The 24,215-nt window shown below is 72.8% G+C and carries 23 protein-coding genes; 10 read left to right on the top strand and 13 right to left on the bottom strand.

Annotated features, from left to right (window positions below; genetic code table 11):
- The first annotated feature begins 30 nt into the window (after window positions 1-30).
- Window positions 31-978: an adenosine deaminase gene (gene add / locus ABGA98_RS31540; RefSeq protein WP_347622045.1), complete on the top strand. Its 948-nt coding sequence runs from the start codon at window positions 31-33 to the stop codon at window positions 976-978.
- A gap of 255 nt (window positions 979-1,233) precedes the next feature.
- Window positions 1,234-1,665 carry a VOC family protein gene (locus ABGA98_RS31535; protein ID WP_347622044.1) on the top strand — a complete coding sequence of 144 codons (432 nt, stop codon included), beginning with the start codon at window positions 1,234-1,236 and terminating at the stop codon, window positions 1,663-1,665.
- 10 nt (window positions 1,666-1,675) lie between these two features.
- Here the strand turns inward: ABGA98_RS31535 and ABGA98_RS31530 are convergent, their stop codons facing one another.
- The 5 genes from ABGA98_RS31530 to ABGA98_RS31510 all read right to left on the bottom strand — a co-directional run bounded on the left by ABGA98_RS31530 (window position 1,676) and on the right by ABGA98_RS31510 (window position 8,668).
- Window positions 1,676-2,131 carry an NUDIX hydrolase gene (locus ABGA98_RS31530; protein WP_347622313.1) on the bottom strand — a complete coding sequence of 152 codons (456 nt, stop codon included), beginning with the start codon at window positions 2,129-2,131 and terminating at the stop codon, window positions 1,676-1,678.
- A gap of 147 nt (window positions 2,132-2,278) precedes the next feature.
- On the bottom strand, window positions 2,279-4,291 hold the full coding sequence (locus ABGA98_RS31525; RefSeq protein WP_347622043.1) for a beta-galactosidase: 2,013 nt from the start codon (window positions 4,289-4,291) through the stop codon (window positions 2,279-2,281).
- Between the two features lie 23 nt (window positions 4,292-4,314).
- Window positions 4,315-5,274: a PmoA family protein gene (locus tag ABGA98_RS31520; RefSeq protein WP_347622042.1), complete on the bottom strand. Its 960-nt coding sequence runs from the start codon at window positions 5,272-5,274 to the stop codon at window positions 4,315-4,317.
- Window positions 5,274-6,362, bottom strand: a complete 1,089-nt coding sequence (locus ABGA98_RS31515) for a Gfo/Idh/MocA family oxidoreductase (RefSeq protein ID WP_347622041.1) — start codon at window positions 6,360-6,362, stop codon at window positions 5,274-5,276. The genes ABGA98_RS31520 and ABGA98_RS31515 overlap by 1 nt, the downstream gene beginning before the upstream one ends.
- The gene (locus ABGA98_RS31510) at window positions 6,359-8,668 is read right to left on the bottom strand and encodes a glycoside hydrolase family 3 N-terminal domain-containing protein (protein ID WP_347622040.1); all 2,310 of its coding nucleotides are present in this window, start codon (window positions 8,666-8,668) and stop codon (window positions 6,359-6,361) included. Before ABGA98_RS31510 ends, ABGA98_RS31515 begins: the two co-directional genes overlap by 4 nt.
- 314 nt (window positions 8,669-8,982) lie before the next feature.
- On the opposite strand from ABGA98_RS31510, the gene ABGA98_RS31505 reads away from it, so the two are divergent.
- Together ABGA98_RS31505 and ABGA98_RS31500 are read left to right on the top strand one after the other, a co-directional pair.
- The gene (locus tag ABGA98_RS31505; RefSeq protein ID WP_347622039.1) at window positions 8,983-10,011 is read left to right on the top strand and encodes a substrate-binding domain-containing protein; all 1,029 of its coding nucleotides are present in this window, start codon (window positions 8,983-8,985) and stop codon (window positions 10,009-10,011) included.
- Window positions 10,011-10,772: a cupin domain-containing protein gene (locus ABGA98_RS31500; RefSeq protein WP_347622038.1), complete on the top strand. Its 762-nt coding sequence runs from the start codon at window positions 10,011-10,013 to the stop codon at window positions 10,770-10,772. Before ABGA98_RS31505 ends, ABGA98_RS31500 begins: the two co-directional genes overlap by 1 nt.
- Here the strand turns inward: ABGA98_RS31500 and ABGA98_RS31495 are convergent.
- The 3 genes from ABGA98_RS31495 to ABGA98_RS31485 form a co-directional block, all read right to left on the bottom strand.
- The gene (locus tag ABGA98_RS31495) at window positions 10,766-11,515 is read right to left on the bottom strand and encodes a GntR family transcriptional regulator (RefSeq protein ID WP_347622037.1); all 750 of its coding nucleotides are present in this window, start codon (window positions 11,513-11,515) and stop codon (window positions 10,766-10,768) included. The genes ABGA98_RS31500 and ABGA98_RS31495 overlap by 7 nt on opposite strands.
- Before the next feature lie 372 nt (window positions 11,516-11,887).
- Window positions 11,888-13,420, bottom strand: a complete 1,533-nt coding sequence (locus tag ABGA98_RS31490; protein WP_347622036.1) for a sulfatase-like hydrolase/transferase — start codon at window positions 13,418-13,420, stop codon at window positions 11,888-11,890.
- The gene (locus ABGA98_RS31485; protein ID WP_347622035.1) at window positions 13,417-14,754 is read right to left on the bottom strand and encodes an MFS transporter; all 1,338 of its coding nucleotides are present in this window, start codon (window positions 14,752-14,754) and stop codon (window positions 13,417-13,419) included. The genes ABGA98_RS31490 and ABGA98_RS31485 overlap by 4 nt, the downstream gene beginning before the upstream one ends.
- Window positions 14,755-14,858: 104 nt before the next feature.
- Here ABGA98_RS31485 and ABGA98_RS31480 point away from each other — a divergent pair, with 104 nt between their 5' ends.
- Window positions 14,859-15,824 (top strand): nucleoside hydrolase, encoded by a 966-nt coding sequence (locus tag ABGA98_RS31480; protein ID WP_347622034.1) that lies wholly within the window; start codon window positions 14,859-14,861, stop codon window positions 15,822-15,824.
- 10 nt (window positions 15,825-15,834) lie between these two features.
- Here ABGA98_RS31480 and ABGA98_RS31475 read toward each other — a convergent pair whose 3' ends face one another.
- Genes ABGA98_RS31475 through ABGA98_RS31465 form a run of 3 tightly spaced genes read right to left on the bottom strand, consistent with a single transcriptional unit; the run spans window position 15,835 to window position 18,583 of the window.
- On the bottom strand, window positions 15,835-16,734 hold the full coding sequence (locus ABGA98_RS31475; protein ID WP_347622033.1) for a phosphotransferase: 900 nt from the start codon (window positions 16,732-16,734) through the stop codon (window positions 15,835-15,837).
- A complete protein-coding gene (locus ABGA98_RS31470; protein ID WP_347622032.1) occupies window positions 16,735-17,388 on the bottom strand; it encodes a response regulator transcription factor in 654 nt (217 codons plus the stop codon). It lies immediately after the preceding gene.
- A gap of 4 nt (window positions 17,389-17,392) precedes the next feature.
- Window positions 17,393-18,583, bottom strand: coding sequence for a histidine kinase (locus tag ABGA98_RS31465; RefSeq protein ID WP_347622031.1), 1,191 nt, complete (start codon window positions 18,581-18,583; stop codon window positions 17,393-17,395).
- 161 nt (window positions 18,584-18,744) lie between these two features.
- Between ABGA98_RS31465 and ABGA98_RS31460 the strand changes: the two genes are divergently transcribed.
- The 3 genes from ABGA98_RS31460 (at window position 18,745) to ABGA98_RS31450 (ending at window position 20,997) form a co-directional block, all read left to right on the top strand.
- Window positions 18,745-19,458 carry an ATP-binding cassette domain-containing protein gene (locus tag ABGA98_RS31460; protein ID WP_347622030.1) on the top strand — a complete coding sequence of 238 codons (714 nt, stop codon included), beginning with the start codon at window positions 18,745-18,747 and terminating at the stop codon, window positions 19,456-19,458.
- Window positions 19,455-20,192 (top strand): hypothetical protein, encoded by a 738-nt coding sequence (locus ABGA98_RS31455; protein ID WP_347622029.1) that lies wholly within the window; start codon window positions 19,455-19,457, stop codon window positions 20,190-20,192. Before ABGA98_RS31460 ends, ABGA98_RS31455 begins: the two co-directional genes overlap by 4 nt.
- Before the next feature lie 241 nt (window positions 20,193-20,433).
- Window positions 20,434-20,997, top strand: coding sequence for a hypothetical protein (locus tag ABGA98_RS31450; protein WP_347622028.1), 564 nt, complete (start codon window positions 20,434-20,436; stop codon window positions 20,995-20,997).
- Window positions 20,998-21,235: 238 nt separating this feature from the next.
- Here ABGA98_RS31450 and ABGA98_RS31445 read toward each other — a convergent pair whose 3' ends face one another.
- Complete coding sequence (locus ABGA98_RS31445; RefSeq protein WP_347622312.1) at window positions 21,236-21,793, bottom strand: GntR family transcriptional regulator; 558 nt, start codon at window positions 21,791-21,793, stop codon at window positions 21,236-21,238.
- A gap of 176 nt (window positions 21,794-21,969) precedes the next feature.
- On the opposite strand from ABGA98_RS31445, the gene ABGA98_RS31440 reads away from it, so the two are divergent.
- Both ABGA98_RS31440 and ABGA98_RS31435 read left to right on the top strand, forming a co-directional pair.
- Window positions 21,970-23,295: an SLC13 family permease gene (locus tag ABGA98_RS31440; RefSeq protein ID WP_347622027.1), complete on the top strand. Its 1,326-nt coding sequence runs from the start codon at window positions 21,970-21,972 to the stop codon at window positions 23,293-23,295.
- Window positions 23,292-23,414 carry a hypothetical protein gene (locus ABGA98_RS31435; RefSeq protein ID WP_347622026.1) on the top strand — a complete coding sequence of 41 codons (123 nt, stop codon included), beginning with the start codon at window positions 23,292-23,294 and terminating at the stop codon, window positions 23,412-23,414. The genes ABGA98_RS31440 and ABGA98_RS31435 overlap by 4 nt, the downstream gene beginning before the upstream one ends.
- A 19-nt stretch (window positions 23,415-23,433) precedes the next feature.
- On the opposite strand, the gene ABGA98_RS31430 is transcribed toward ABGA98_RS31435, so the two are convergent.
- Window positions 23,434-24,210: a DeoR/GlpR family DNA-binding transcription regulator gene (locus ABGA98_RS31430; protein ID WP_347622025.1), complete on the bottom strand. Its 777-nt coding sequence runs from the start codon at window positions 24,208-24,210 to the stop codon at window positions 23,434-23,436.
- Window positions 24,211-24,215: the final 5 nt, after the last annotated feature.

The following is a 24,215-nucleotide window of genomic DNA, read 5'->3' as shown; positions in this document are numbered from 1 at the left end:
CGCGCGGCGGTCCGGCCTAACCTGGGACGCGTGAAAGACGTCCGGTCGCTGCCCAAAGCCCATCTGCACGTTCACCTGGAGAGCACCGTACGCCCCGAGACCGTGCGCGACCTGGGCGGCACACCCGGACACGGCGGCGTGTTCCGCGACTTCAGGGAGTTCGCCGACCAGCGGGCGCGGGTGCGCGCGCTGCTGCGCACGGCCGAGCACTTCCGGCGCGTCGCGGTGGAGTTCTGCGCGGACGAAGCCGCGCAGGGCACCCGCTACGCCGAGGTGACCTTCACCGCCGCCTCCCACGGGGAGCGGGTGGGGGACCCGGAGATGCCGCTGGAGGCGGTGCTCGACGGGCTGGACGAGGGCAGGGCCCGCTACGGCATCGAGTGCCGGGTGCTGCTCGACCACTCCAGGCGACGGCCGGTGGAGCGGCTGTGGAGCACGTACAAGCTGGCCACCCGCTACGACAACGTGATCGGCATGGGGCTGGCGGGCGACGAGAGCCATCCGCTGGCGCCGTTCGCCGGGGTGCTCGACGCGGCCAGGGACGCGGGGCTCCGTCTCGTCCACCACGCGGGCGAGGCGGCCGGCCCGGCCAGCATCCGCGAGGCCCTCCACCTGGGGCACGCCGAGCGCCTCGGGCACGGCATCCGGATCCTCGACGACGAGAGCCTGGTGGCGGAGGTGCGCGAGCGCGAGATCCCGCTGGAGGTCTGCCCCACGTCCAACGTCCTGCTCGGGCTCGTCCCGTCGCTGGCCGAGCACCCGCTGCCGCGGCTGCGGGCGGCTGGACTGGCCGTCACGATCAACACCGACGGGGAGACGGCGCTGGCGGACGAGTACGCCCGGCTGCGCGACGTCTTCGGCTGCACCGACGACGATCTGGCCGGGCTGGCACGCGCGTCGATCGACGCGTCGTTCGCCCCCGACGAGGTGAAGGCCGAGCTCAAGGCCGCCGTGCACGCCTGGGCCACGGCGCCGTGAGCGGCTGCGTTCCGGGCGGGGTGACGCCGGACGGCCCTCCTGAGGAGGTTCTCGACGCGTACGGAGCCGAGGGGCGGCCGGTCTGGATGGGCGGTGCGCCCGGTGACCGGTTGCCCGATACGGTGCTGGCGGCCGTGCTGGGACGGCCGGGCGGCAGGGTGCTCGGCTGTCACGCCGAGCCGATCGGCGGCGGCACCGGTGCGGCGACCGGCGCGGTGACCCGCCTCTCCGGGACGGCTCTGCTCGGGCCGGACGATGCCGGGGCAGGCGCGTGCGGCGAAGCCTCGTCCGGGGCGCACAACACCGACGGCGCACGACCCGGACACGTCCCTGGCCTTCTACCGCGACGTCCTCGGCTTCGAGGTGCGCGACGACGTCGGCTATGACGGGATGCGCTGGATCACGGTCGGCCCCGCCGGCCAGCCCGGCACGTCCATCGTCCTGCAGCCACCGGCCGCCGACCCCGGGATCACCGACGCCGAGCGCGTCACCATCGCCGAGATGATGGCCAAGGGCACCTATACCGGTATCCTGCTGGCCACCGACGACCTCGACGGCTTCTTCACGCGGGTGCGGGCCGGTGGCGCGGAGGTCATCCAGGAGCCGGTCGACCAGCCGTTCGGGGTCCGCGACTGCGCCTTCCGCGACCCCGCAGGCAACATGATCCGCGTCCAGGAGCTGCGCTGAGCGCCTGCGGTCAGGGGCCGCCGACCCGGCCGTCGGGCGGTCGTACGCGGTGGAGGGCGAGGCCGGCGTCCACGACCTCGGACCGCTCCAGGCCGGTGACGTCGGCCAGGGAGATCCACGCGGCCTGGTCGGTGCTGCCGCCGATCTCGTGGCGCAGCGTGCCGCCGGTGATGTGGCCTTCGTACATGACGCGCAGGGCGTGGAAGTCGGCCTGGCGCTGGTCGGCCCGCGGGTAGGGGCGGTGCAGGGTGCTGATGCCGAGCAGGGCGTCGATGGCGACGGTGTAGCCGGTCTCCTCCTCCACCTCGCGGATCGCGGCGTCGACAGGGTCCTCGCCGTGGTCGAGGCCGCCGCCGGGCAGCGTCCAGAGCCGCTCGCCGGCGGGGCCGACCCAGCGGGCCAGGAGGATCTGTCCGTCCTCCACGCAGATGGCGTACGCGGACACGCGCAGTTCCTTGGCGATCATCACCGGTCAGGGATATCACGTGACGTACGGGGATCTCGACGGTTTTACGCCGGCACGCGGACACCGGGGGACTCGTGACGCTGTGGGCGAAAGGTCTGGCCCTGGCGGTGACACGGCCGGCTCCGGCCCTGCCGGCTCGCCCGGAAGCTACGGCAGGGCCCGCTGGATCACCGCCGCGCCCAGCGGCCCCAACTCCACCTGCCCCGACACCGGCGTGCCCGTGAGCAGGTCCGTCCCCGGCCCTTCGAGGGGCACGGACGCGCTCAGCTCCGCGCTGTGGTTGAGCAGGAACACGTACTCGTACGTCTCGTCCCCCCGCACCGAGCACTCCACGTGCGCGGGCACGCCCTCGAACCGTGACCGCACGCCCGCCGACTCCACGGCCTCCAGCACCACCGCGTCGAGGGCAGCCTGCTCCAGCAGCGTCGCGACGTACACGACCCGCCCGGAGCCGTAGCGGTTCTCGACCACGGCGGCCCGCCCTTCGAGCAGCCCGTCGGCGTAGGTGGCCAGCGCCGTGCCGCTCTCCAGGTGGAGGTCGTCGCGCCACCAGGTCGACGTCGCCCGCCGCCCGTCAGTGAACTCCACGGCGAAGGTCTCGTGCGGGCGTGCCGGCCAGTACTCGTCGATCTTCGCGCCGATGAGGTCGCGGAACGCGCCGGGATACCCGTCGGGCCGTACCCGGTTGCAGTCGTCGACCACGCCCGAGAAGAAGGACATGACGACCGTGCCGCCGTCGCGGGCGAAGGCCCGGATGCGCTCCGCGCCCTCGTCGCCGATCAGGTACGCGTTGGGCACCACCAGCACCTTGTACCCGTCCAGCGACGACCCCGCCGGCACCACGTCGGCCGCGTGGTGCCGCTCCCACAGCGGCGTGTAGTGCCGCATGACCGTGTCGGTGTAGCTGAAGTCGCTGCGGGGCAGGCCGTGCGTCTCCTCCAGCCCCCACCAGCCGTCCCAGTCGAACAGCACGGCGATCTCCGCGCGCGAGGTCGTCCCGGCCACGGGCGCCAGCAGCTTCATCTCCCGGCCGAGGTCGACGATCTCCTTGAACGTGCGCGAGTCAGGGCCGGAGTGCGGCAACATCGCCGAGTGGAAACGCTCGTGCCCGCCCCGGCCGGCCCGCCACTGGAAGAACATCACCGAGTCGGCCGCCCGCGACACCGCCTGCAGCGAGCCCAGCCGCATCCGCCCCGGCTCCTTGACGACGTTGAGCTTCCACTGGCAGACCGCGCTGCTCGACTGCTCCATCAGCATCCACGGTTGCCCGCCCTTGAGCGAGCGGAACAGGTCGTAGTTGAAGGCCGCCGACACGTGCGAGTCGGCCTCGGCCGGGTCGGGGTAGATGTCGAGCGCGACCGCGTCCTCCTCCGGCGCCCACCGCCAGTAGTCGGCGTGCCGGAAGAAACGCATGAAGTTGGTCATCACCGGCACGTCATCGCGGAACGAGCGCACGATGTCCCGCTCGGCCAGATAACACTCCAGCAGCGCGTCGGAGGTGAAGCGTTTGAAGTCGAGCTTGCGGGCCGGGTTCATCCAGGTGCGCGGGATGTTCGGCACCTCGATCTGCTCCCAGTCGGTGTAGAGCTGGCCCCAGAAGCGGGTGGTCCACGCCTCGTTCAGGGTGTCCAGGTCGCCGTACCTGCGCCGCAGCCATCGGCGGAAGCCGGCCGAGGCGGCCTCGTTGTACGCCGTCGGGCCGTACTCGTTGCTGATGTGCCACATCGCCAGCGCGGGATGGAACGAGTACCGCTCCGCGAGCCTGGTCGTGATGCGGGCGGCGTACTCGCGGTAGATCGGCGACGACGGGTCGTAGTGCAGGCGGTTGCCGAAGCCGAACGGCTCCCCGTCGGCCATGATGGGGAACACCTCGGGGTGCAGGTGCGTGAGCCAGACGGGCGGCGCCGCCGTCGGGGTGGCCAGGTTGACGCTGATGCCGTGCTCGTGGAGCAGGTCCATGACGTCGTCCAGCCAGCCGAACTCGTACGTCCCCGGCTCGGGCTCCAGCGACGCCCACGCGAACACGCCCAGGCTGACGGTGTTGACGCCGGCCTCGCGCATGAGGCGGACGTCCTCCTGCCACACGGCGGGCTCCCACTGCTCGGGGTTGTAGTCGCCGCCGTAGGCGAATCCGCCGACGCGGGCCCGGAACGTGTCCATGCGAGCCATGTCAGGAACTCCGATCACAAGAGGCGCGAGGTGACGCCGGCCGTGTCCGCGGCGATGCGGGCCGCGCCGTCCGGGCCGGTGTCGCCGTCGGCGATGGTGACCGCGTAGCGGAAGGCCAGCGACGCGCCCGGCTCCACCGGCCGCACGACGTCGAAGAACGGCGCGGGGCAGACGCACGCGAAGATCCCCGTCCGCACGAACCACTGGACCGGCTCGGAGCCGGGCCCGTCACTGGGCTCATTACTGGGCTCATTACTGGGGTCGTCGTCGACGAACACCAGCGTCGAGCTCGCGTCCACCTCGTCGTGGTCGCCGGAGTAGGCCAGCCACGTGCCCCGCTCGCCCATCATCTCGTCGCCGCCGGTGCGCCCGTCCATGTAGACGCGGCCGTTGCTGAAGGAGCGCGGCCCGCGCCAGAACAGCCCGCCGTACCCGGCGTTGGGCCGTCCCTCAGTGGTGGGGCTGCCGATCGGCACGGTGGCGCCGGAGACGTTGGTGAACTCGGTCGCGTACGCCAGCGTCCACCCGTGCTCGCCGAGCAGCGCCCCGAAGGAACGGCGTTCGGTGAACCAGGGCTCGCCGGTGCTCGCCACCCAGGTCAGCGACTCCTTGACGGCCATCCGGTCAGCGCCGCTGCTGATCGAGTCGAAGCCGTCGTGCACGATGGCGCCGTTGTTGTCCGCCTGCACGTAGCCGCGGTCGCGGTAGTACGTGACGCCCCCCCAGAAGTTCTGCGTGCCCACGTTCGGCAGCGACCAGGCGATGCCCTTGTGCCAGACGTGGTCCCAGGGCCGGTAGAGCGACACCAGCCGGCCGGACCGGGTGCGCAGCGGGTGGAAGTAGGGTCGGGGCGACTCCAGCTGCCGGTCCCACGGGCCGTACACGTAGCGGAACAGGTCGACGCCGTCGCTGGTGAGCGTCAGCGCCCGCCCGCGCTCGTCGGTGAGCCGCAGCCCGTCCACGGGTTCGGTCATCAGGAGGTCCCTTCGGTAGTGAGCCATGGGGCCCGGTGGCCGCCCATGGAGGAGTAGAACGGGGAGCCTTCGGTCAGCTCGCCGCGCGCCACCTCCCGGCCGGTGAAGGCGGAGGCGTAGACGGCGGCGATGAGCTCGAGGGTCGGGCGGGCCTGCGCCGTCGTGACCGGCATGGGCGCGCCGGAGCGCAGGGCCTCGGCGGCGGCCGCGAACTGGGCCGAGTGGCCGGAGGGCGCGCCGGGAGGCAGCGCGTTCCAGCGGGACTCGGCGTCCGGGTCATCGGGGGCCGCGGTGAAGCGCCAGGAGCCGTCGCCGTAGCCGTAAAGGTGTTCCAGCTCGACCGTGCCGCCGGCGAGGTCGAAGCGCAGGTAGCTGGTCTCGCGGGCGGAGAGCAGGCTGTTGACGATCACCAGGGTGGCTCCCGAGGCGAGGGTGACCACCGCGGTCGAGAAGTCCTCCGTCCGGGTCGGCCGCGCCTTGCGGCCCGCCGTGGCCCGCACCGACTCCCACGGGCCGGCCAGCGACAGCATGAGGTCCATCTGGTGGATGCCGTGGCCCATGGTGGGCCCGCCGCCCTCCGACTCCCAGGTGCCGCGCCACGGCACCGCGAAGTAGGAGTCGGGACGGAACCACAGCGTGTTGCAGAGCGCCAGGTGCAGCGGCCCGAAGTCGTCCCGGGCGATCGCCTCGCGCAGCGCGACCGCGCGGGCGCCGAACCGGTGCTGCGAGACGGTGCCGAACGAGCCGGCGCTGCGCGCCTCGGCCGCGGCGATCTCGTCGAACTCCCGCAGCGACAACGCCGGCGGCTTCTCGCACATCACCGACCAGCCCCGCTCCAGCACCGCCACGGCCTGGTCGCGGTGCAGGCCTGGAGGGGAGCACAGGTGCACGACGTCGCACTCCGAGCGTTCGAGCAGGTCCTCGACGCGCGTGTAGCGCTCGGGCACGTCCCATTTGGCGGCGAACGCGTCCAGCCGGCCGGCGTCGATGTCCACGGCGGCGACGATCCGTGCCGGCCCGCCCAGCGCCGAAACGGCGGCGGCGTGGACGCCGGCGATGCCGCCTGCGCCGATGATCGCGATTCTCATGACGGCTGCTCCTTCTCGACCGACACGGCGGTCAGCCGCCGCTCGTTTCCGGTGATCTCGTGTACGGGCCCGGTCAGCAGCACGCTCGCCTCGGCCACCACGTCGGCGGCCGAGCGGCGCACCGACACGCCCACCTCGCCGGGCTCGACGACGCGCCGCCCGTCCCTGCCGGTGAACGCCAGCAGCCGGGCGGGCACATCGAAGCTCACCGTCGCGCACTGGCCGGGGTCCAGCTCGACCCTGGCGTAGCCGACGAGCTGGGCGAGCGGCCGGGTGACGGAGGCGATCCGGTCGGAGGCGTACAGCTGGACCACCTCGGCGCCCGCCCGCTCGCCCGCGTTGCGCACGACGACCGAGCACCGGATCGGCTCGCCGGCCCGGATCTGCCCGCCGGCCGTGAGGCCCTCGTAGGTGAAGCGGGTGTAGCTCAGCCCGTGGCCGAAGGCCAGTTCGGGGGCCGGGTCGATGTTGCTGACCGAGCCGGCCGCGCCCAGCTTGGGGTGCAGGTAGCTGTAGGGCTGGCCGGCGGCCGAGCGCGGCATGCTCATCGGCAGCCGGCCCGACGGGTTCACGGCGCCGCTGAGCACCCGGGCGATGGCGCCGGCCCCTTCCTCGCCGGGGAAGTACGCCTGCACGACGGCGGCGGCGTTCCTGAGGATTCCCGGCACCGCGTACGCGCGGCCGGTCATCAGCACCACCACGACCGGCGTTCCCGTGGCGATGACCGCGTCGGCGAGCTCCTGCTGCGCGCCGGGCAGGTCGAGCGTCTCCACGTCGCAGCCCTCGCCGGAGGTGCCCCTGCCGAACAGCCCCGACCGGTCCCCGAGCACGAGGATCGCGACGTCGGACTCGCCGGCCAGGCGGGCGGCGGCGGCGATCCCCGAGCGATCGCCGTCGTCCACCCCCGTGCCCCGCTCGGTCCTGATCACGGCCTCGGGCAGTTCCTCCCGCAGCGCGTCGAGCACCGTGGGCGCCGCGATGCCGGTCTCCACGCCGGGGGAGTGCGGCAGCACGTGGTTGACGAAGGAGTAGCAGCCGAACAGCGCCGCGACACTGCCGGCGTTCGGGCCGACGACCGCGACGCGCCTGCCCGCGGCCCGGCCGAGCGGCAGCACGCCGTCGTTGGCCAGCAGCACGATCGACTCCTCGGCCAGGCGCCGTGCCAGGGCCCGCGACTCGGGGTCGTCGAGGTCGATCGGGCCGGACCCGCGCGGCTCGTACCCGTCGTCGAGCAGGCCGAGCGCGGCCTTCTGCGCCAGCACCCTGCGCAGCGCCCGGTCGACGAGGGACTCCGGGATCCGCCCCGAGGTCACGGCCCGCTTCAGCGGCTCCAGGTAGGCCACCCCGGTGGGCAGCTCGACGTCGATGCCCGCGCTGAGCGCCTGCACGGCCGCGTCCTCGGCGTCGGAGGCCACGGCGTGCAGGGTGTGCAGGAAGGCCACCGCGAAGTAGTCGGCCACCACCGTGCCGTCGAAGCCCCACTCGTCGCGCAGGATCCGGGTGAGGTAGTGGGCGTCGGCGGCGATCGGGATGCCGTCGATCTCGGCGTAGGAGTTCATGACCGAGCCCGCCCGGGCGTCCCGCACGGCGACCTCGAAGGGGAACAGCAGCGTGTCGGCCACCTCGCGGGGGCCCGCGTGCACGGGGGCGAGGTTGCGGCCGGCGCGGGAGTTGGAGTAGCCGACGAAGTGCTTGAGCGTGGCGATCACGCCCGCGCACTGCAGGCCGCGCACGTACGCCGCGCCGACGGTCGCGACCTCGTACGGGTCTTCGGAGATGCACTCCTCGACCCGGCCCCACCGCTGGTCGCGGATCACGTCGAGCACGGGGGCCAGGCCCTGGTGCACGCCGAGCGCCCGCATGGAGGCCCCGATCCTGCGGCCCATCTCCTCCACGAGGGCGGGGTCGAACGTCGCGCCCCACGCGGGCGGCACGGGATAGGTCGTCGCCCGCCAGGCCGCCAGCCCGGTCAGGCACTCCTCGTGCGCGATGGCGGGGATGCCGAGCCGGGTGTGGTCGCGCAGCCAGCGCTGCCGGTCGGCCAGCTCGGCGCTCGCCTGCGCGGGGTCGACGGGCGTGGTGCCGAAATGGCGGGTGACGTGGCCGAGCCCGTGGCGGGCGAACGCCTCGAACTCCTCCTCGTCGCCCTGCATCGCGTCCTGCAGCGGCGCGACGACGCCTTCTTCCCGGTTGACGTTCAGCCACAGGCCGACGAGCTGGGCGAGTTTCTCGTCGAGCGACATCTCCGCGAGCAGGTCGTCGACCCGGAGCGCCGCGGTCTCCGGCTGCTCACCTTGTGCAGGCATACACCCTCGTTCGTGCCATGGAGGTCTCCATCGGTTGATAGCGCTAACAGGCGGCCTGCTCGATCACGTCGCGCTCCGCCGGACACGTCTGGTACGGATCAGAAAGTTTCCGGATGACTTTCCGAAAGATTACGGTGACATTGCCGATCCGTTACGGTAGGCTCCGAGCTGCATCCATGTCAACAACCTCATGAGGCAACCGCAGCTCCCTGATATCACCAGGTCAGCTGGCGGCACGCCGGGTGAGGGCATTTTCCGAAAACAACCTCGCAGGTGCCGGCGGGACGCCGGCGCCCACGGCAACGGGAGGTCCTGTGCCCCAAGCGCCGCGAGCCACGCTGGCCGACGTCGCGGCGGCCGCCGGAGTGTCGGTGCCGACGGTCTCCAAGGTCCTGAGCGGCAAGAAACACGTCTCCGCCGCCACCAGGGACAAGGTCCTCGAAGCGGTCAGGGTCTTCGGCTACGAAACCCCGCGCCCGCCGAGCTCGCCCAGGGTCGGCCTGGTCGACCTGCTCATCGACGGGCTCGGCTCGCCGTGGGCCGAGGTGCTCATCAGGGGCGCGGAGCGGGCGGCGGCGCGCTGGGGATTCTCGCTCGTCGTGACCTCCTCCGCGCGCCACGACTTCGACCTGCGGCGCTGGATCGGCACGGTCCGCAAGCGCGGCACCGACGGCATCGTGCTGGTGCTCACCCGGGCCGACCAGCGGGAGATCGAGGCGATCGAGGAGCTGCTGCACGTGCCTCTGGTGCTGCTCGACCCCGCGGGCCAGCGCGACCCGCGCATCTCCACCGTCGGCGCCACCAACTGGCTGGGCGGCGTCATGGCCACCACCCACCTCCTGGAGCTCGGGCACACCCGGATCGGCTTCATCGGCGGGCCGCTCGACGTGCAGTGCACCCTCGACCGCTACGAGGGCTACCTGGCCGCGCACCGCACGTTCGGCATCGACCCCGACCCCGGGCTCACCCACTACGGCGACTTCATGGTCGCCGGCGGCAAGGACTACGGGGCGCGGCTGCTCGGCCGCGACGACCCGCCCAGCGCCATCTTCGCGGCCAACGACCTGCAGGCCGCGGGCGTCTACCAGGCGGCCACCGAGCGCGGCGTCCGTGTGCCCGACGAGCTGTCCGTCGTCGGGTTCGACGACTCGATAGTGTGCGAGATGCTCTCGCCGCCGCTCACCACCGTCCGCCAGCCGCTCGACGACATGGCCAACGAGGCGGTGCGGCTCGTCTCCGAGGAGCTGACCCACCCCCGCGGCCCCGCCGGCACCCGCATCGAGCTCGCCACCACGCTCATCGTCCGGGGCAGCACCGCGTCGTTCGGCGAGCGGAGCGCATGATGCCCGCGGCGTTCCCCGGCGGCACGTCCGTCACCCGGCTGTCGGTCTACACCGGCGCGTGCGCCGACGGCCTGGAGGGCGGCACCCCGCACCTGCACACCGCCTCCACGGAGGGCTACGTCGTGATCGGCGGGCGCGGAGCGTTGCAGACCCTCGACACGCACGGCTTCAGGGAGACGGAGCTCGCGGCGGGATCGACCGTGTGGTTCACCCCCGGCACCGTCCACCGGGCGGTCAACCGCGGGGGCCTGCAGGTCGTGGTCGTGATGGCGAACGCGGGCCTGCCCGAGGCGGGCGACGCGGTCATGACCTTCCCACCCGAGATCATGGCCGACCCCGAGCGTTACCGCGCCGCGGCCACCCTGCCCGCCGGCGAGCAGGAGGAGACGATGGAGGCGGCCGCGATGCGCCGGCGCGAGCTGGCCGTGCGGGGCTTCCGCGCGCTGGCGCGCAGCGCCGCCGGCGGCGACCCCGGCCCGCTGGAGCGGTTCTACGACCACGCGGTGGCGCTGGTGCGGCCCAAGGTCGCGGCCTGGCGCGAGACCTGGGAGCGCACGGTCGCCGAGGAGACCCGCCACACCGCCGCCGTGCTCGACGCCCTGGCCCGCGGCGACGGCGCGCACCTGCGCGCGTCGGCGCTCCTGGAGTCGCCGCAGAGCCCGGAGACCAGGTGGGGCATGTGCGGCCGGCTGCGCACCCACGACGTGCTCCACCCCGTCGAGCCCCCGGCCGGCACGGGGCAGCAGAGCCAGGGTCAGTAGGGCACCGTGCGGACCAGCAGGATCGAGAAGACCTCCTGCCGGTAGAAGCAGCGGGTCGACAGCACCACCGTGCCGGTGTCGGCGTGGCTGGTCTGCCGCGTGGTGAGGATCGGCGACCCCGCGTCGACGCCGAGCAGCTTCGCCACGCCCTCGTCGGCCAGCGCCGCCTCCAGCCGGGCTTCGTCCCTGACGATGCGGGTGCCGGTGGCGTGCACGAGCGTGGGGAAGTCGCCTCCCATCCCCGTCACCGGCCCCGGGTCGAACGGGACGCCGTTGACCCGGAGCGGGACATGGTCGTAGAGCACGATCGCGGGCGTCCCGTCGATCGCCAGGCAGCGCTCCACCCGCCAGATCGGCTCGCCGGCCTCCAGGCCCAGCGCGGCGGCGGCCTCGGGCGGAGCGGGAACCTGCTCGACCCGGGCGTGCGGAAGCGACGGCGTGCGGCCCGTGGCGGCGATCCGGTGCGGCAGCGAGCCGATGTCGTGCAGGTCGACGAAGACGTTGGTGAACGGCCCCGCGGCCGGCCCAGGACGCTGCCGGACGAACGTGCCCACACCCCAGCGGCGGGAGATGAGACCTTCGAGCCAGAGCTGTCCGAGAGCCTCGCGGACGGTGACCCGGCTCACTGCCAGCCGCCGGGCCAGCTCGGCCTCGGAGGGCAGCTGGTCGCCCAGCTCGAACTCCGCCGCGATGAGCTCACGGATCGCCTGGGCGGCCATGGCGGCTCGCTTGGGCGGTTTCATCACATGCCTCCGAGGAGACCCCCGCCTTCAGGTGGGGGAGGAATCGGACCCCTGCGGAGCAGGATAGGGGTAGCCGGTTCGCCGCCAGGCGAACCGGCGTCAAAACGCCGCATGACACCGCACGGTTCGGTAGTGTGTTCGACGGTGGCGATAACCAAGTCACCGGACGAACGATCAGAAGCACCCTCGCCGCAGGGCTTGCGGAGAGGTGAAACGCCTGTGGAGCTGGTGTAAGACCTCAACGAGAGTTTCCTCTCGGGCGGGCGACCGGCGGTGAAGCAGGAAGGCCAGTCGGCGACGGCTGGAATCCCGGTCCTTCAGGGCCGGGAGGATGTCAACACGGCACTACTGTAGAGCCGCCGGGGAGCCGCGCTACCACGTCCCGATGCCGTAGAGCCCGCGCGGGCTGTTGGGATATCCGTCGAGCACGACGAGCTCCAGCAGCTCGTCGTGGAGCCGCCGGCGGATCGGCTCGGCGGCGGGGTCGGCGGCGAGGTCGTGCTGCTCGTCCGGGTCCGCCTCCAGGTCGAAGAGCTGCTCGCCGCCCCCGCCGAAATACCGGGTGTAGCGGTGGCGGGCGGTGCGGACCGTACGCGACCAGCTCCGGGGCGAGGCCTCCCAGTGGTTGTTGTTGCTCTGCACGTAGACGGCGGTGCGCCAGTCGAGGTCCAGGCCCTGGCACAGGGGCAGCAGCGAGCTGCCCGGCAGGGCGGGCAGCCGCCGGGGGACGTGCGGGTTGCCGAGCTGGGGGCGGGCCAGCGGGTCGGGCTGGAGGCCGGCCAGGTCGAGGATGGTGGGCGCGAGGTCGGTCAGCTCGGCGAGCTCGGGGCGCACGCCGGGGCTCAGGCCGGGTCCCGAGACGATGAGCGGCACGCGGATGCAGGGGTCGTAGTGGCGCTCCCACTTGCCGACCAGCCCGTGGTCGTGCAGCAGCTCGCCGTGGTCCGAGGTGAAGATCACGTAAGTGCCGGCCAGCCGTCCCGTCTCGCGCAGGCAGCCCACCAGCCGCCCGAGCTGCTCGTCCAGGTGCGCCAGGTCGGCGAAGTAGTGCAGCCGGTGGCTCTTCCAGTCGTCGACGTCGTAGGAGGCCTGCCGGTACTGCTCCCGGTCGAAGTAGGCGGGCCCGCCCGAGCGCCACTCCGCGGGCAGCGGGCCGGGGATGCGCCCGGCCCGCACGCGAGGCAGGTACTCGGCGGGCGGAGCGAAGGGGTTGTGCGGCTGCACGTAGCTGACGTGCGCGAACAGCGGCCGCCCGGCCTCGGTGCCGCGGATGAAGTCACACGCGCGCTCGGTGATCCAGTCGGTCTGGGAGATCTCGGCGGGGAACGGCAGCGTGTACGCCTCGCCGGTGGAGGCGGGGAACTCCCGCCGGGCGGCCTCGATCTCGGCCACCAGGTCGCGCTGCTCGGGCCCGTACGCGCGCAGCTCGGGGATCATCGTCATCCAGACGGTGGACAGCGCCGCCCGGTAGTGCTCGGGGTGGTGCTCGCGCACCCAGTCCAGCCACTCGCCCGCGCGGGAGTCCTCCGTGATGTGGGTGACGTCGAACCCGTAGGGGCGGTAGTCGGGGCGCACGCCGCCGATCTGCGTGCGCAGGTGCAGCTTGCCGAACGCGCCCGTACGCCACCCGCCCCGCTGGAGCGTGCGCATGAACGTGGGCAGGTCCGGGTCGAGGTCGTAGCCGCACTCGGTGACGCCGTGCCCCTGGCTGGTCAGCCCGGTGGCGACGGTGGCGCGGGCCGGGGCGCAGACGGGGTTGGGCGTGAACGCGTTGGGGAACCGCACGCCGCCCTCGGCCAGCGCCCGCAGGTTCGGCAGGTCGACCACGCCCTGCCAGGCCTGCTCCAGCCAGCGCGCGGCCAGCTGGTCGACCATGACCAGCACGATGTTCGGCCGGTTCGTCATCCGTTGATGCCTTTCGTCGTCTCCGGGTACGGTCGTACGGCCAGCGTGCAGAGGACCATGACCACGGCGAGGCCCGCGATGTAGGCCGAGATGGCCCAGCTGTGCTCCGCCGCCGCGAACAGCAGCGAGGCGACGGTCGGCGCGAGCGCCCCGCCCAGCACGGTCGCGACCTGGAAGCCGAGCGAGATCCCGCTGTAGCGGAGCCTGGCGGGGAACAGCGCGCAGAACAGCGAGGCCTGCACGCCGTACGGCAGGCCGCTGACCAGGCCAACGAACACGCTGCCCGCGAGGATCAGCGGGATCGACCGGGTGTCGAGCAGCGCGAAGTAGAGGAACGGGGCCGGGATCAGCAGCAGCCCGCACAGCAGGTACGTCCTGCGTTTGCCGATCCGGTCGGACAGCGCCCCCGCCGCCAGGATGCCGATCACGTAGAAGACCCCGTTGACCAGGTTGGCGGTGACCGCCAGCTCCCGCGACAGGCCCAGCTCCTGGACGGTGTACGAGATCACGAACACGCCGATGACGAAGCCGAAGGCGGCGATGGCGACGTACATGCCGATCGCCAGCGCGATCGTGCGCGGGTGCTCCCGCACGGTCTGCCACACCGGCGCCCGTTCGACCCGCTTCCCGGCCTTGACCTCGTGGAATTCGGGCGACTCCTGGATCTGCATGCGCACCACGACGCCCACGCCGACCAGGACCACGCTGACCAGGAACGGGATGCGCCAGCCCCAGGCCAGCAGCTCGCCGGTGCCGAGCGTGGCCAGCAGCGTGGTGAGGGTGAGGCTGGACAGGATGATGCCGAAGCCGCTGCCGGTCTGGACGAGGCTGCCGTACCATCCGCGCCTGGACGGGGGCGCGCTTTCGACCATGAGGCTGACCGCGCCACCCCATTCGCCGCCGATGCCCAGCCCTTGGCAGAATCGCAGGAAGGTGAGCATGATGGGCGCCCAGACGCCGATGTCCGCGTACGTCGGCAACAATCCCATGAGGAACGTGGCCGTGCCCATCACGGCGAGGCTCCACGTGAGGGTCGGTTTGCGGCCCAGCCGGTCGCCGAGGTGCCCGAAGAGCACGCCGCCGAGGGGGCGTGACACGAAGCCGACGGCGAAGGTGCCGAACGCGAGCAGCGTCCCCGCGAGGGGGTCGGACGTGGGGAAGAAGAGCCGGCCGAAGACCAGCGCGGTGAGGGTGCCGTAGATGGTGAAGTCGTAGAACTCGATGGTGTTGCCGACGATCGTGGCCGCGGTGAGCTTCCACGGCACGGCGCGGGCCCCACCGGTTGCGGGGGTGGTGGAGGCGGTTGGCGGGCTGGTGGACGGGACGTCTGTCACGGCGTGCTCCCGTTGGAGGGTAGACGTCTAGACCTCATGGGTCGGATAGGACATGGTGGGATGGTGTGCGCGCGCCTGTCAAGGTGCATCGAGGAAGGAATGGGATGAAGGACCTGATTCTCGACGTCGACACCGGCGTGGACGACGCACTGGCCCTCCTCTTCGCCGTGCGCCATCCAGAGCTGCGGCTGCGCGCGGTGACGTGCGTGGCCGGCAACGCGGGCCTCGGCCAGGTGGTCGCCAACACGCTCAAGGTCCTTGACGCGGCCGGCGCGCCGGACGTGCCGGTGAGCGCGGGCGCGGAACGGCCGCTCATCGGGCCGGCCCGCGACGCCGGCCACATCCACGGCGCCGACGGCCTCGCCGACCTCGGGCTGCCCGCCTCGGCCCGCGAAACGGCGGGAGTGCCCGCCGTCGACCTCCTGCGCGACACGATCCTCGGCGCCCCCGAGCCCGTCGTCGTGGTGGGCCTGGCCCCGCTCACCAACCTGGCGCTGCTGTTGCGGGCCTACCCGGAGGTCGCCGGCAACATCGAGCGGCTGGTCCTCATGGGAGGCAGCGCCTCGACCGGCAACGCCACCCCTGTCGCCGAGTTCAACGTGTGGCACGACCCGGAAGCGGCCGCGATCGTGGTGGACGCCGGGGTGCCGGTGACGATGTACGGGCTGGACGTCTTCTACCACGTCTCCGTGGACGCGCCCACGTGCGCGGAGCTGATCGGGCACGAGGAGCCGGGCAGCCGCCTGGCGGGCCTGCTGCTGCGGCACCAGATCGCCCTGTGCGGGGCCGACCCCCGCGTCAACGGGGACGGGCTGCTCGGCGACGCCGGAGCGGTGTGCGCGGTGGCCGACCCCGAGGGGCTGACCACCGAGCGGCTGCCGGTGAGCGTGGAGCTCGCCCCCGGATACAGCAGGGGCCAGACGCTGGTGGACCGGCGGGCGCTGCCGGGCGAGGACGCCGCCCACGGGCTGGCCGGGACGGCGCACGGCGTCGACGTGGCGCTCGGCGTCGACGCCCTCCGCTACCGCAAGCTCTTCCTCGACACGCTGCTGAGCGGCCCTCCGTCGTAGGGCCGGCGCGTCAGCGGCCGCGCATGCCGGCGTACGCCTCCTCGAGCCCCTCCTCGTTGCCCGCCGCGCTGGTGACGCCCCGGAGCAGGCCGCGCTCGATGCGGTCGGAGAAGTAGATCGCGTGGGCCATCCAGCGCAGCCGCACGAACGTGCCCAGATGAGGCAGCTCGTCGTCGATGGCCGGGTCGACGGCCCGGTAGCCGGCCACGATGTGCCGGATCGCGTGGGGCGTGTCGCGGGTCAGCACGGCGGCGGACGCGAGGTCGTACAGGATGGGGGCCTGCAGGACCGCGCCCCAGTCGACCAGGCCGTCCTCCTCGGGCGAGCGCGCGCTGAGGCGGAAGCCGTCGAGGCCGGGATCGCCGTTGACCACGCCGGCGCGCAGGTGCGGGGCGGCCTCGCGCGCCTCTTCCAGCACGCGCGCCGCCGCCGTGCGGACGTGCGGCGCCATCGGCAGCTCCCGCAGGCAGTCGCTCGCCCACGGCCACGGCCACCGGTGTTGCCTGCCGACGTCGGCGATGTCGTTGCCGAGCGCGTGGTGCGCGCGGGCCAGTACGGCCCCCATCCGGTGCAGGTCGTCCGCCGAGGAGGAGTCCGGCGGGCGGCCGGGGACGTAGCGCAGCAGGGCCAGCAGCCCCTCGTCCAGGTCCGCGGCCAGGCGGCCGCCGGGCAGGGGGACGGGGGCGCCGCTGGCCAGTCCGCCCCGCTCCGCGCGGGCCGCCACCCGCAGACCGCCGAGGAAGGCGGTGGCGGACCCCACGTCGGACAGTTTGGCGACGTAGCGCGTGCCGGGTGCGGTGCGGACCAGCCAGGTGACGGAGTTCCAGCCGCCGGGCAGCGGCTCGGCGGAGGCCACCGGCAGGTTCCACGCGGTCAGCGCGGCGAGCAGCCGGTCGGTGTCCAGCGGCATTCAGATCAGTCCCGCGTCGCGCACCTTCATGGCCACGTGAACCCGGTTGTCGGTGCCGAGCTTGGCGAAGATGCGGGTGATGTTGGCCTTGACCGTGGCGACGCTCACGCAGAGGCCGGCCGCGATCTCGGTGTTGGAGCCGCCCTTGGCGATCTCGACGGCGACCTCCCGCTCGCGTTCGGTCAGCCGGGACAGCTCCTCCAGCGCCTGCGGCCGCCGCGGGTCGTGCCTGCCGGTGGCGGCCGCGATGACCTGCTGGGCGACGCTCGGGGACAGCACCGGCTCGCCCCGCGCGCACGCGCGCACGGCCTCGATCATCTTGGGCGGCGGCGTGTCCTTCAGCAGGAAGCCGTGCGCCCCGAGCTGCAGGGCGCGCAGCACCATGTCGTCGGCGTCGAACGTGGTCAGCACCAGGATCCTGGGCGGGGAAGGGCTCTTGAGCAGCAGCTCGGTGGTGGTGAGGCCGTCCTGGTGCGGCATGCGGATGTCCATCAGCACGACGTCGGGGCGCAGGTCGCGGATCACGGCCATGGCCTGCCTGCCGTCGGCCGCCTCCCCGGCCAGCTCGAGGTCGGGCTCGCCGCCCAGGATCAGGCGCAGCCCCGTGCGCACCATCGGGTCGTCGTCCACGATCACTATGCGAAGGCGGGTCACGGGCTCAAGCCTCCCACGGCAGCCGGGCGTCGAGGATGAACCGTCCGTGGCGGACGGTGTGGCTGATGGTGCCGCCGGCCATCCGGGTGCGCTCGGCCAGGCCGACCAGGCCCAGCCGGCTGCCGGGCCCGGCCGACGGGCCGGGCGGCGCCGGGTTGCTCACCCTGATGCGCAGCCCCTCGCCCGGCCGGCCGCCCAGCTCGGCCGTCACCCGGCTGCCCGGAGCGTGCTTGCGCGCGTTGGTGAGCGCCTCCTGCACGATCCGGTACGCGTGCCGCCCCGTCTGCGTGGGCAACCGCTCGCGGCAGTCGATGGTGTCGTCCACCTCGACCCGCTGCCCGGCCGCCCGCACCTCCTCGAACAGGGTGTCCAGATGGTCGAGCGTCGGCTGCGGGCCCTCGGGACCGCCATGCGTGCCGCCGGCCCTGCCGCCGGTGGGGCCGCCGTCGCGCCTGAGCGTGCCGAGCACGGCACGCAGCTCGTTGAGCGACTGGTGGGCGTTCTCCTGGATGGCCAGCGCCGCCTCCCTGGTCTGCTCGGGCGTGAGGTCCTTCCGGTACGCCAGCCCGCCGGCCAGCATCGCCAGCAGCGAGATCCGGTGGGCCAGCACGTCGTGCATCTCCTGGGCGATCTGCAGCCGCTCCGCGAGCTGGGCCTGCTCGACCCGCTGCCGCTGGGCCGCCGCCTCCGCCGCCCGCTCGGAGGCCGCCAGGTCACGGCGGCCGCGCACGTACAGGCCGACGACGGTGGCGACGGCGATGACGACGACGCCCGTCGCCGCCGCGCCGATGGCGGACGTGGCGAACGAGGTGCCCACCAGCAGGCTCGACACGACCATGCTCAAGCAGGTCACCACGGCCACGGGCACGATCTGGCGCCAGCGCCGGTGCGTGACCAGCGAGATGTAGGTGACGCACCCGGGCCCGCCCGCCGTGGTGGAGACGGCGGTCATCAGGGCCAGGGCCAGGGCGATCTGCCACGGCCACCTGCGCCGCCAGCGCATGAGGACCAGTCCCGCCGCGCCCAGCCCCATGTCGGCCAGCACCCAGCCGAGCGAGCCGTACGGCATCGGCACGCGGTCCGACAGGAGCACCACCATGACGACGTAGAGCAGCAGGGGCAGCGCCGCGAACAGGTAGCGCAGCGTGGTGCCCAGCCGGTCGATGGGCGGCTGATGCTCGTCGGCGTCGTGCACGCCCACCAGCCTAGGGACCCGCCGCCGCGCCTGTTAGCGACCAGGGTCCATCGTGTCGCAGACCCTGGTCTACACCGAGGGCGACGGGTGGTGGCCGGGCCGCCACCCGTCGTGGACCCAGGTCCGATGCACGACGGGCGCGCCTTCGATGGACTGCGGGGGTGATCGAATTTCAACGCCTCAGCAAGAGGTACAGCGACGTGAAGGCGCTGGACGACGTGTCCTTCTCCGTGCCGGCCGGCTCCGTGACCGGGTTCCTCGGGCCCAACGGGGCGGGGAAGTCGACGGCCATGCGCATCCTGGCGGGGCTGTCCCGCCCCACCTCCGGCTCCGCCACCGTGCTCGGGCGGCCGTACGCCGAGCTGGAGCGCCCCGGCTACGAGGTGGGCACGCTGCTCGACGCCTCCGCCCAGCACCCCGGCCGCAGCGGCCGGGAGGTCCTGACGCTCGGCGCGATGATGCTGGGCCTGCCGCGTTCGCGCGTGGACGAGGTCCTGGAGCTGGTCGGCCTGACCGGCAAGGAGGGGCGGCGGGCCGTCGGCGGCTACTCGCTGGGCATGCGGCAGCGGCTCGGCATCGGGCACGCCCTGCTCGGCCGGCCCCGGGCGCTCATCCTGGACGAGCCCGCCAACGGCCTCGACCCCCAGGGCATCCACTGGATGCGCGGGCTGCTGCGCGACCTGGCCGACTCGGGATGCGCGGTGCTGCTCAGCTCGCACCTGCTGCACGAGGTGGAGCAGGTCGCCGATCGCATCGTGATGATCGGGCGCGGCCGCCTGCTCGCCCAGGGCACCCCGGCCGAGCTCGGCCAGGGCCGCGGCCTGGAGCAGACATTCCTCGAACTGACCGCCGCCGCCGACAGGAGCCTGGCATGAACACCCGACGCATCCCGTTCCCGACGTTGCTGCGCGTGGAGACGCGCAAGCTCGTCGACACCCGCGGCAGCAGGATCATCGCCGGGGTGCTGGTCGTCCTGGCGGTCGGCGCCGTCGCCGGCCGCGGCGTCGTCTCGGGGCCCGAGTTCCACACCGTCGCGGGGACGGCCGGCATCGTGTTCGGCATCCTGCTGCCCGTGCTCGCCATCCTCACCGTCACCGGCGAGTGGCGTCACCGCACCGCGCTGACCACGTTCACGCTCGAACCCCGCAGAGGGCGGGTGATGGCGGCCAAGTGCCTGCCGCCCCTGGTCGCCAGCGTGGCGGCCTGCGCGTTCGCGGTGCTCGTCGCGGTGCCGGTGACGGCGGCCGTCGCGGCGGCGCAGGGCGTGCCGGCCGACTGGCGGGTCGCGCCGCTGTCCCTGGCGGGATGGACGGCGACGACGGTCCTGCTCACGGCCCAGGGGCTGGCCCTGGGGACGGTGCTGATGAACGCGCCCGCGGCGATCGTGATCTGCCTGTCCAGCACGGTCATATGGAGTGTCGTGGGCCGGCTCGGCTCCGCGGGGGAGGCCGCGATGGAGTGGCTCGACCTCAACACCGCCACCGTCCCGCTGGTGAACGGCGACATGACCGGCGGCGACGCCGCCCGGCTGGCCGTGTCGGCGCTGGCGTGGATCGTGCTGCCGATGGCCGCGGGCATGGTGCGGACGATACGCAAAGAGATCGGTTGAGGTAGATCTATATCCGTTTCATGGTGATATGTTTGCTGTTGTCCGGTTTAGGGGCTAAATTGGTGTCCGTCCGGCGATGACCCGTGCCCGCGCAGTCGCGGCGAGGGGCGCCGGAACCCCGGATTCCTCCGCTGGATTCCCCCGTGCTCCGCGTAGCGTCCCGTATGGCGTGCCGCCCGGCTACGTCCGTCCAAGCGAGCGCGAACTGCCACCGTCCCCTGACAAAGGACCTGACACCATCATGACAGCTCGCCTGCGTACCTTTGCCCTGCTGGCCACGACCGCCGCGACCGCCCTGGCCATGGGCGCCGCTCCGGCGCACGCCGACAACGGCACCGTGCAGCAGGTCATGCTCAAGGGCTCGACGACCGCGTCCTACTTCTGGGACGACTCCTCCGGCCGGGCCGGCGACACCGGCCTGCCCGCCTCGGGCAAGCCCATGCAGAAGGGCATGGCCGCCAGTCCCAGCTGGCCCCTCATGACCGAGGGGTACGCCATCTACCAGGGCAAGAAGGTGCCGTTCTTCGTCGGTGACCGCGGCCCCGGCGACCCCTCCAGCCGCGGGGTCATGCTCGACCTGGACGCCAAGACCTTCGCCGAGCTGACCGGCGGCACCTTCAACTCCGAGACGCTCGGCGTCGAGGACAACGGGGGCAAGGGCCACATCAAGATCGACTACGTCGTGACCAAGTGGGGCGACGGGGTCGGCAGGAAGAACCACCCGGTCGCCTTCTCGACCGGCGCGTGGGCCGAGAAGGACACCCGGCCCGCGACCACGCCGGTTCTGGTGAAGCTTCCCGGCTGACCCGGCACGTACGCCGAGGGCGCTCCCGCTCCAGGGGCGCCCTCGGCGCGTCCTCTGCCGGACGGCGGCCACCGGCTCTCGTTCGGGCACGGTGACGCGCGACCAGTCGATGTCGGAGCCGAAGGAGAAGCCCGGGTACGCACAGGTAGATCCGCGCCGCCTCGCTGTCCGCCGTACGGTTCTTGGCCGGCGTTCGCTTCGGCCGGCCCCTACTCCGGCGCTCGTCCCGTCCGGGGCGTCAGATGTGGAACAAACCGGCGCAGGCGGAGGCGGCGGCCCGTTCGTCGCCTGCCACGACGGCCCGGGCCAGAGCCACCAGGCGGTCGGCCGCGACCTGGGACTCGTCCACCGGGGCCACCTCCGCGAGCAGGTCGTCGAGCTCGGCCAGCAGGCTCGGCCCCGCCAGCCGGCGTACGCAGGGCCAGGTGTCGCAGAAGCGGACCGGAGAGCCGTCCGCGTCGAGCAGGGCGAGCCGGAGGCTCCTGTCGGGGTGTGCCGCCGCGCCGCGCGCCAGGCCCGACATGACGGCCTCCCGCGCCCGGGCGAGGTCGGCGGGATCGCGCTCGGCCCACAGCGACGACAGGGCCGGCTGATCGTCCTGGAGAGTCGGCGCGAGCACCACGGCTCCGTTGCCGTGCTGCACCTCGACCTTGCCCTGGACCTCCAGCGCCACCAGGGCGCGGCTGAGCGACGCGCGGCTGACCCCCAGCTCCGCGGCCAGGAGCCGCTCGGGCGGCAGGCGGTCGCCGGGGGAGAGCCCCTGGGCCTCGATGAAGCGCGCGATGTGATCGGCCAGCTGCACATACAGGCGCGGCCGTTCCAGGCGTCCTGGAACGGCGGAGGTCTGCGGGCGCTTCTTGGTCACGGGGGACAGTCTATTGACAGCCGGCCACAGTGGAGCAGAGGCTAGGCCAATCCGGAAATGGCGCACGTAACCGGGTCAGGCGCCCGACCCCCCTTGAGGAGCTGCCGATGTCAGCGGAGATCATCGCGCTGGTCGTGCTCGTACTGGTGTTCTTGGTGGCCACCGTCCGATCCATCAACATGGGCGCGCTCGCACTCGTGGCCGCCTTCGTCGTGGGGACCTCCGTGTTCGGCGTGGAGGTGGACGACGTGCTCGGCGGCTTCCCGGCGAACCTGTTCGTCATCCTGGTGGGCGTCACGTACCTGTTCGCGCTGGCCAAGACGAACGGCACCGTGGACTGGATCGTGCACCGGGCGGTGGTCGCGGTGCGCGGCCGCGTCGCCCTGATGCCGTGGGTGATGTTCGCGGTCTGCGCCGCGATCACCGCGATCGGCGCCGCCAGCCCGGCCGCGGTGGCCATCGTGGCGCCGGTGGCGATGGGCTTCGCGGCCCGCTACCGGATCCACCCCGTGATGATGGGCCTGATGGTGGTGCAGGGCTCGACCGGTGGGAGCTTCTCGCCGATCGGCATCTTCGGGGCGATCACCAACGGCGTCGTCGACCAGAGCGGACTGCCGGGCAACGCGGCCGTCCTGTTCGGTGGCGCGCTGGGCGCGTGCGCTCTCATCAGCCTCGTCGGCTTCCTCACCTTTGGAGGCACCAAGCTGCTGCACCGCGACCGGCAGTCGTCCAGGACGGCGGTCATGAGCCGTGCCGGCGGCGGCACGGCCTCCGGTGACGGCCCCGGCAGCGCTGGTGACGGCGGCGACGGCCTCGTGGACGACGCCCTGCCCCGCCTCGACGCGCAGCGGTCGCTCACGTTGATCGGCCTGCTCGTGCTGGCGGTGGGCGCGCTCGTCTTCGACCTTGACATCGGCTTCCTCGCGCTCGCGGTGGCGGTCGTGCTGACCCTGATCTTCCCCTCCGCCGCCCGGGGAGCCGTCGACAAGATCAGCTGGGGTACGGTGCTCCTGGTCGGCGGCATCGTCACGTACGTCGCCCTCCTGCAGGACCAGGGCACCGTGAAGTGGCTCGGCGACGGAGTGGCCGAGGTCGGCGCTCCACTCCTGGCGGCCCTGCTGATCTGCCTGATCGGCGCCGTGGTGTCCGCCTTCGCCTCCACGACCGGCATCCTGGGCGCGCTGATCCCGCTCGCTGTACCCTTCCTGCAGACCGGGCAGGTCGGCGCCGTCGGCATGGTCACGGCGCTGGCGATCTCCTCCTCGGTGGTGGACTGCAGCCCCTTCTCCACCAACGGCGCGCTGATCGTCGCGAACGCCGACGTGGCGGTCCGGGACGACGTGTTCAAGCGCCTGATGACGTGGGGCATGACCATCGTGGTCGCCGCGCCGCTTCTGTGCTGGCTTGTCCTGATCGTGCCGGGACTGTCATGACCCGCTCCGCCGACCTGCTCGCAGAACGGCTCCGCCGGTCCCGGATCCTCGGCAGCGACACCGGCACGGGCCACTCCGCCACCGCACCCGGAACCGCCGTCGGCGACGCGGTCGCGTGACGCCGGTCAAGAGTGGCCCTCAGGCGGGGGCCTGTGACGCGAACTCGACGCCGACATCCTCGAACCAGGGCGGCACGCCGTCGGTCACCAGCAGTTCGGCCGCGTCCCAGCCGCACACCCGGATCGGGGCGCTCAGCGCGAACTTGCGCGCGTCGCCCACCACGATCGTCCTGCGTGCGATGGCGATGAGCCGGCGCTTGGTCTCGGCCTCGTACGGTGTGGCCCCGTAGACGCCGTTCCCGTCGAGGGCGGTGGCGGCCAGGAACAGGGTGCGCACGCTCATGTGCTCCAGCCACGCCAGGGTCTCCGGCCCGCCGAACGAGCGCGTGTCCCTGCCGTACTGGCCGCCGACCCCGATGAGCGTGATGTCGGGTCGCGGCGCGAGCACGGCGATGGCGGGCAGCGAGTGGGTGATCACGGTGAGGTTCGCCCCGGAAGGGAGCAGTTTGGCGATCTCCAGCGTGGTGGTGCCCGAGTCGAGGGCGATGGCCGTGCCCGGCTCCACGTGGCGTACGGCGGTGGCGGCGATCGCCCGCTTGGCGGCGGACGCCTGAACGGAGCGGTCGGTGAACGGCGTGGCACCCATGTCGGCCGCCGCGGCGCCTCCGCGTACCGCCCTGACCAGGCCGTCACCGGCCAGCCTGCGCAGGTCGCGCCTGACGGTGTTGGGGGAGACGCCCAGCTCGGTGACCAGGTCGGCGGCGGCGACGTACCCGTCGAGCTCGATCCTGCGGAGGATCGCCTCGCGCCGGTGCGGGGCCGACGAGTAGCGCAGGCTCGCCTCCATGTCGCTCATATGAC

This window comes from Nonomuraea sp. B1E8, assembly GCF_039871515.1.
GTDB lineage: Bacteria > Actinomycetota > Actinomycetes > Streptosporangiales > Streptosporangiaceae > Nonomuraea.
Note: the sequence above shows the minus strand (reverse complement) of the source record. Positions and strands in the feature narration are given on the sequence as shown.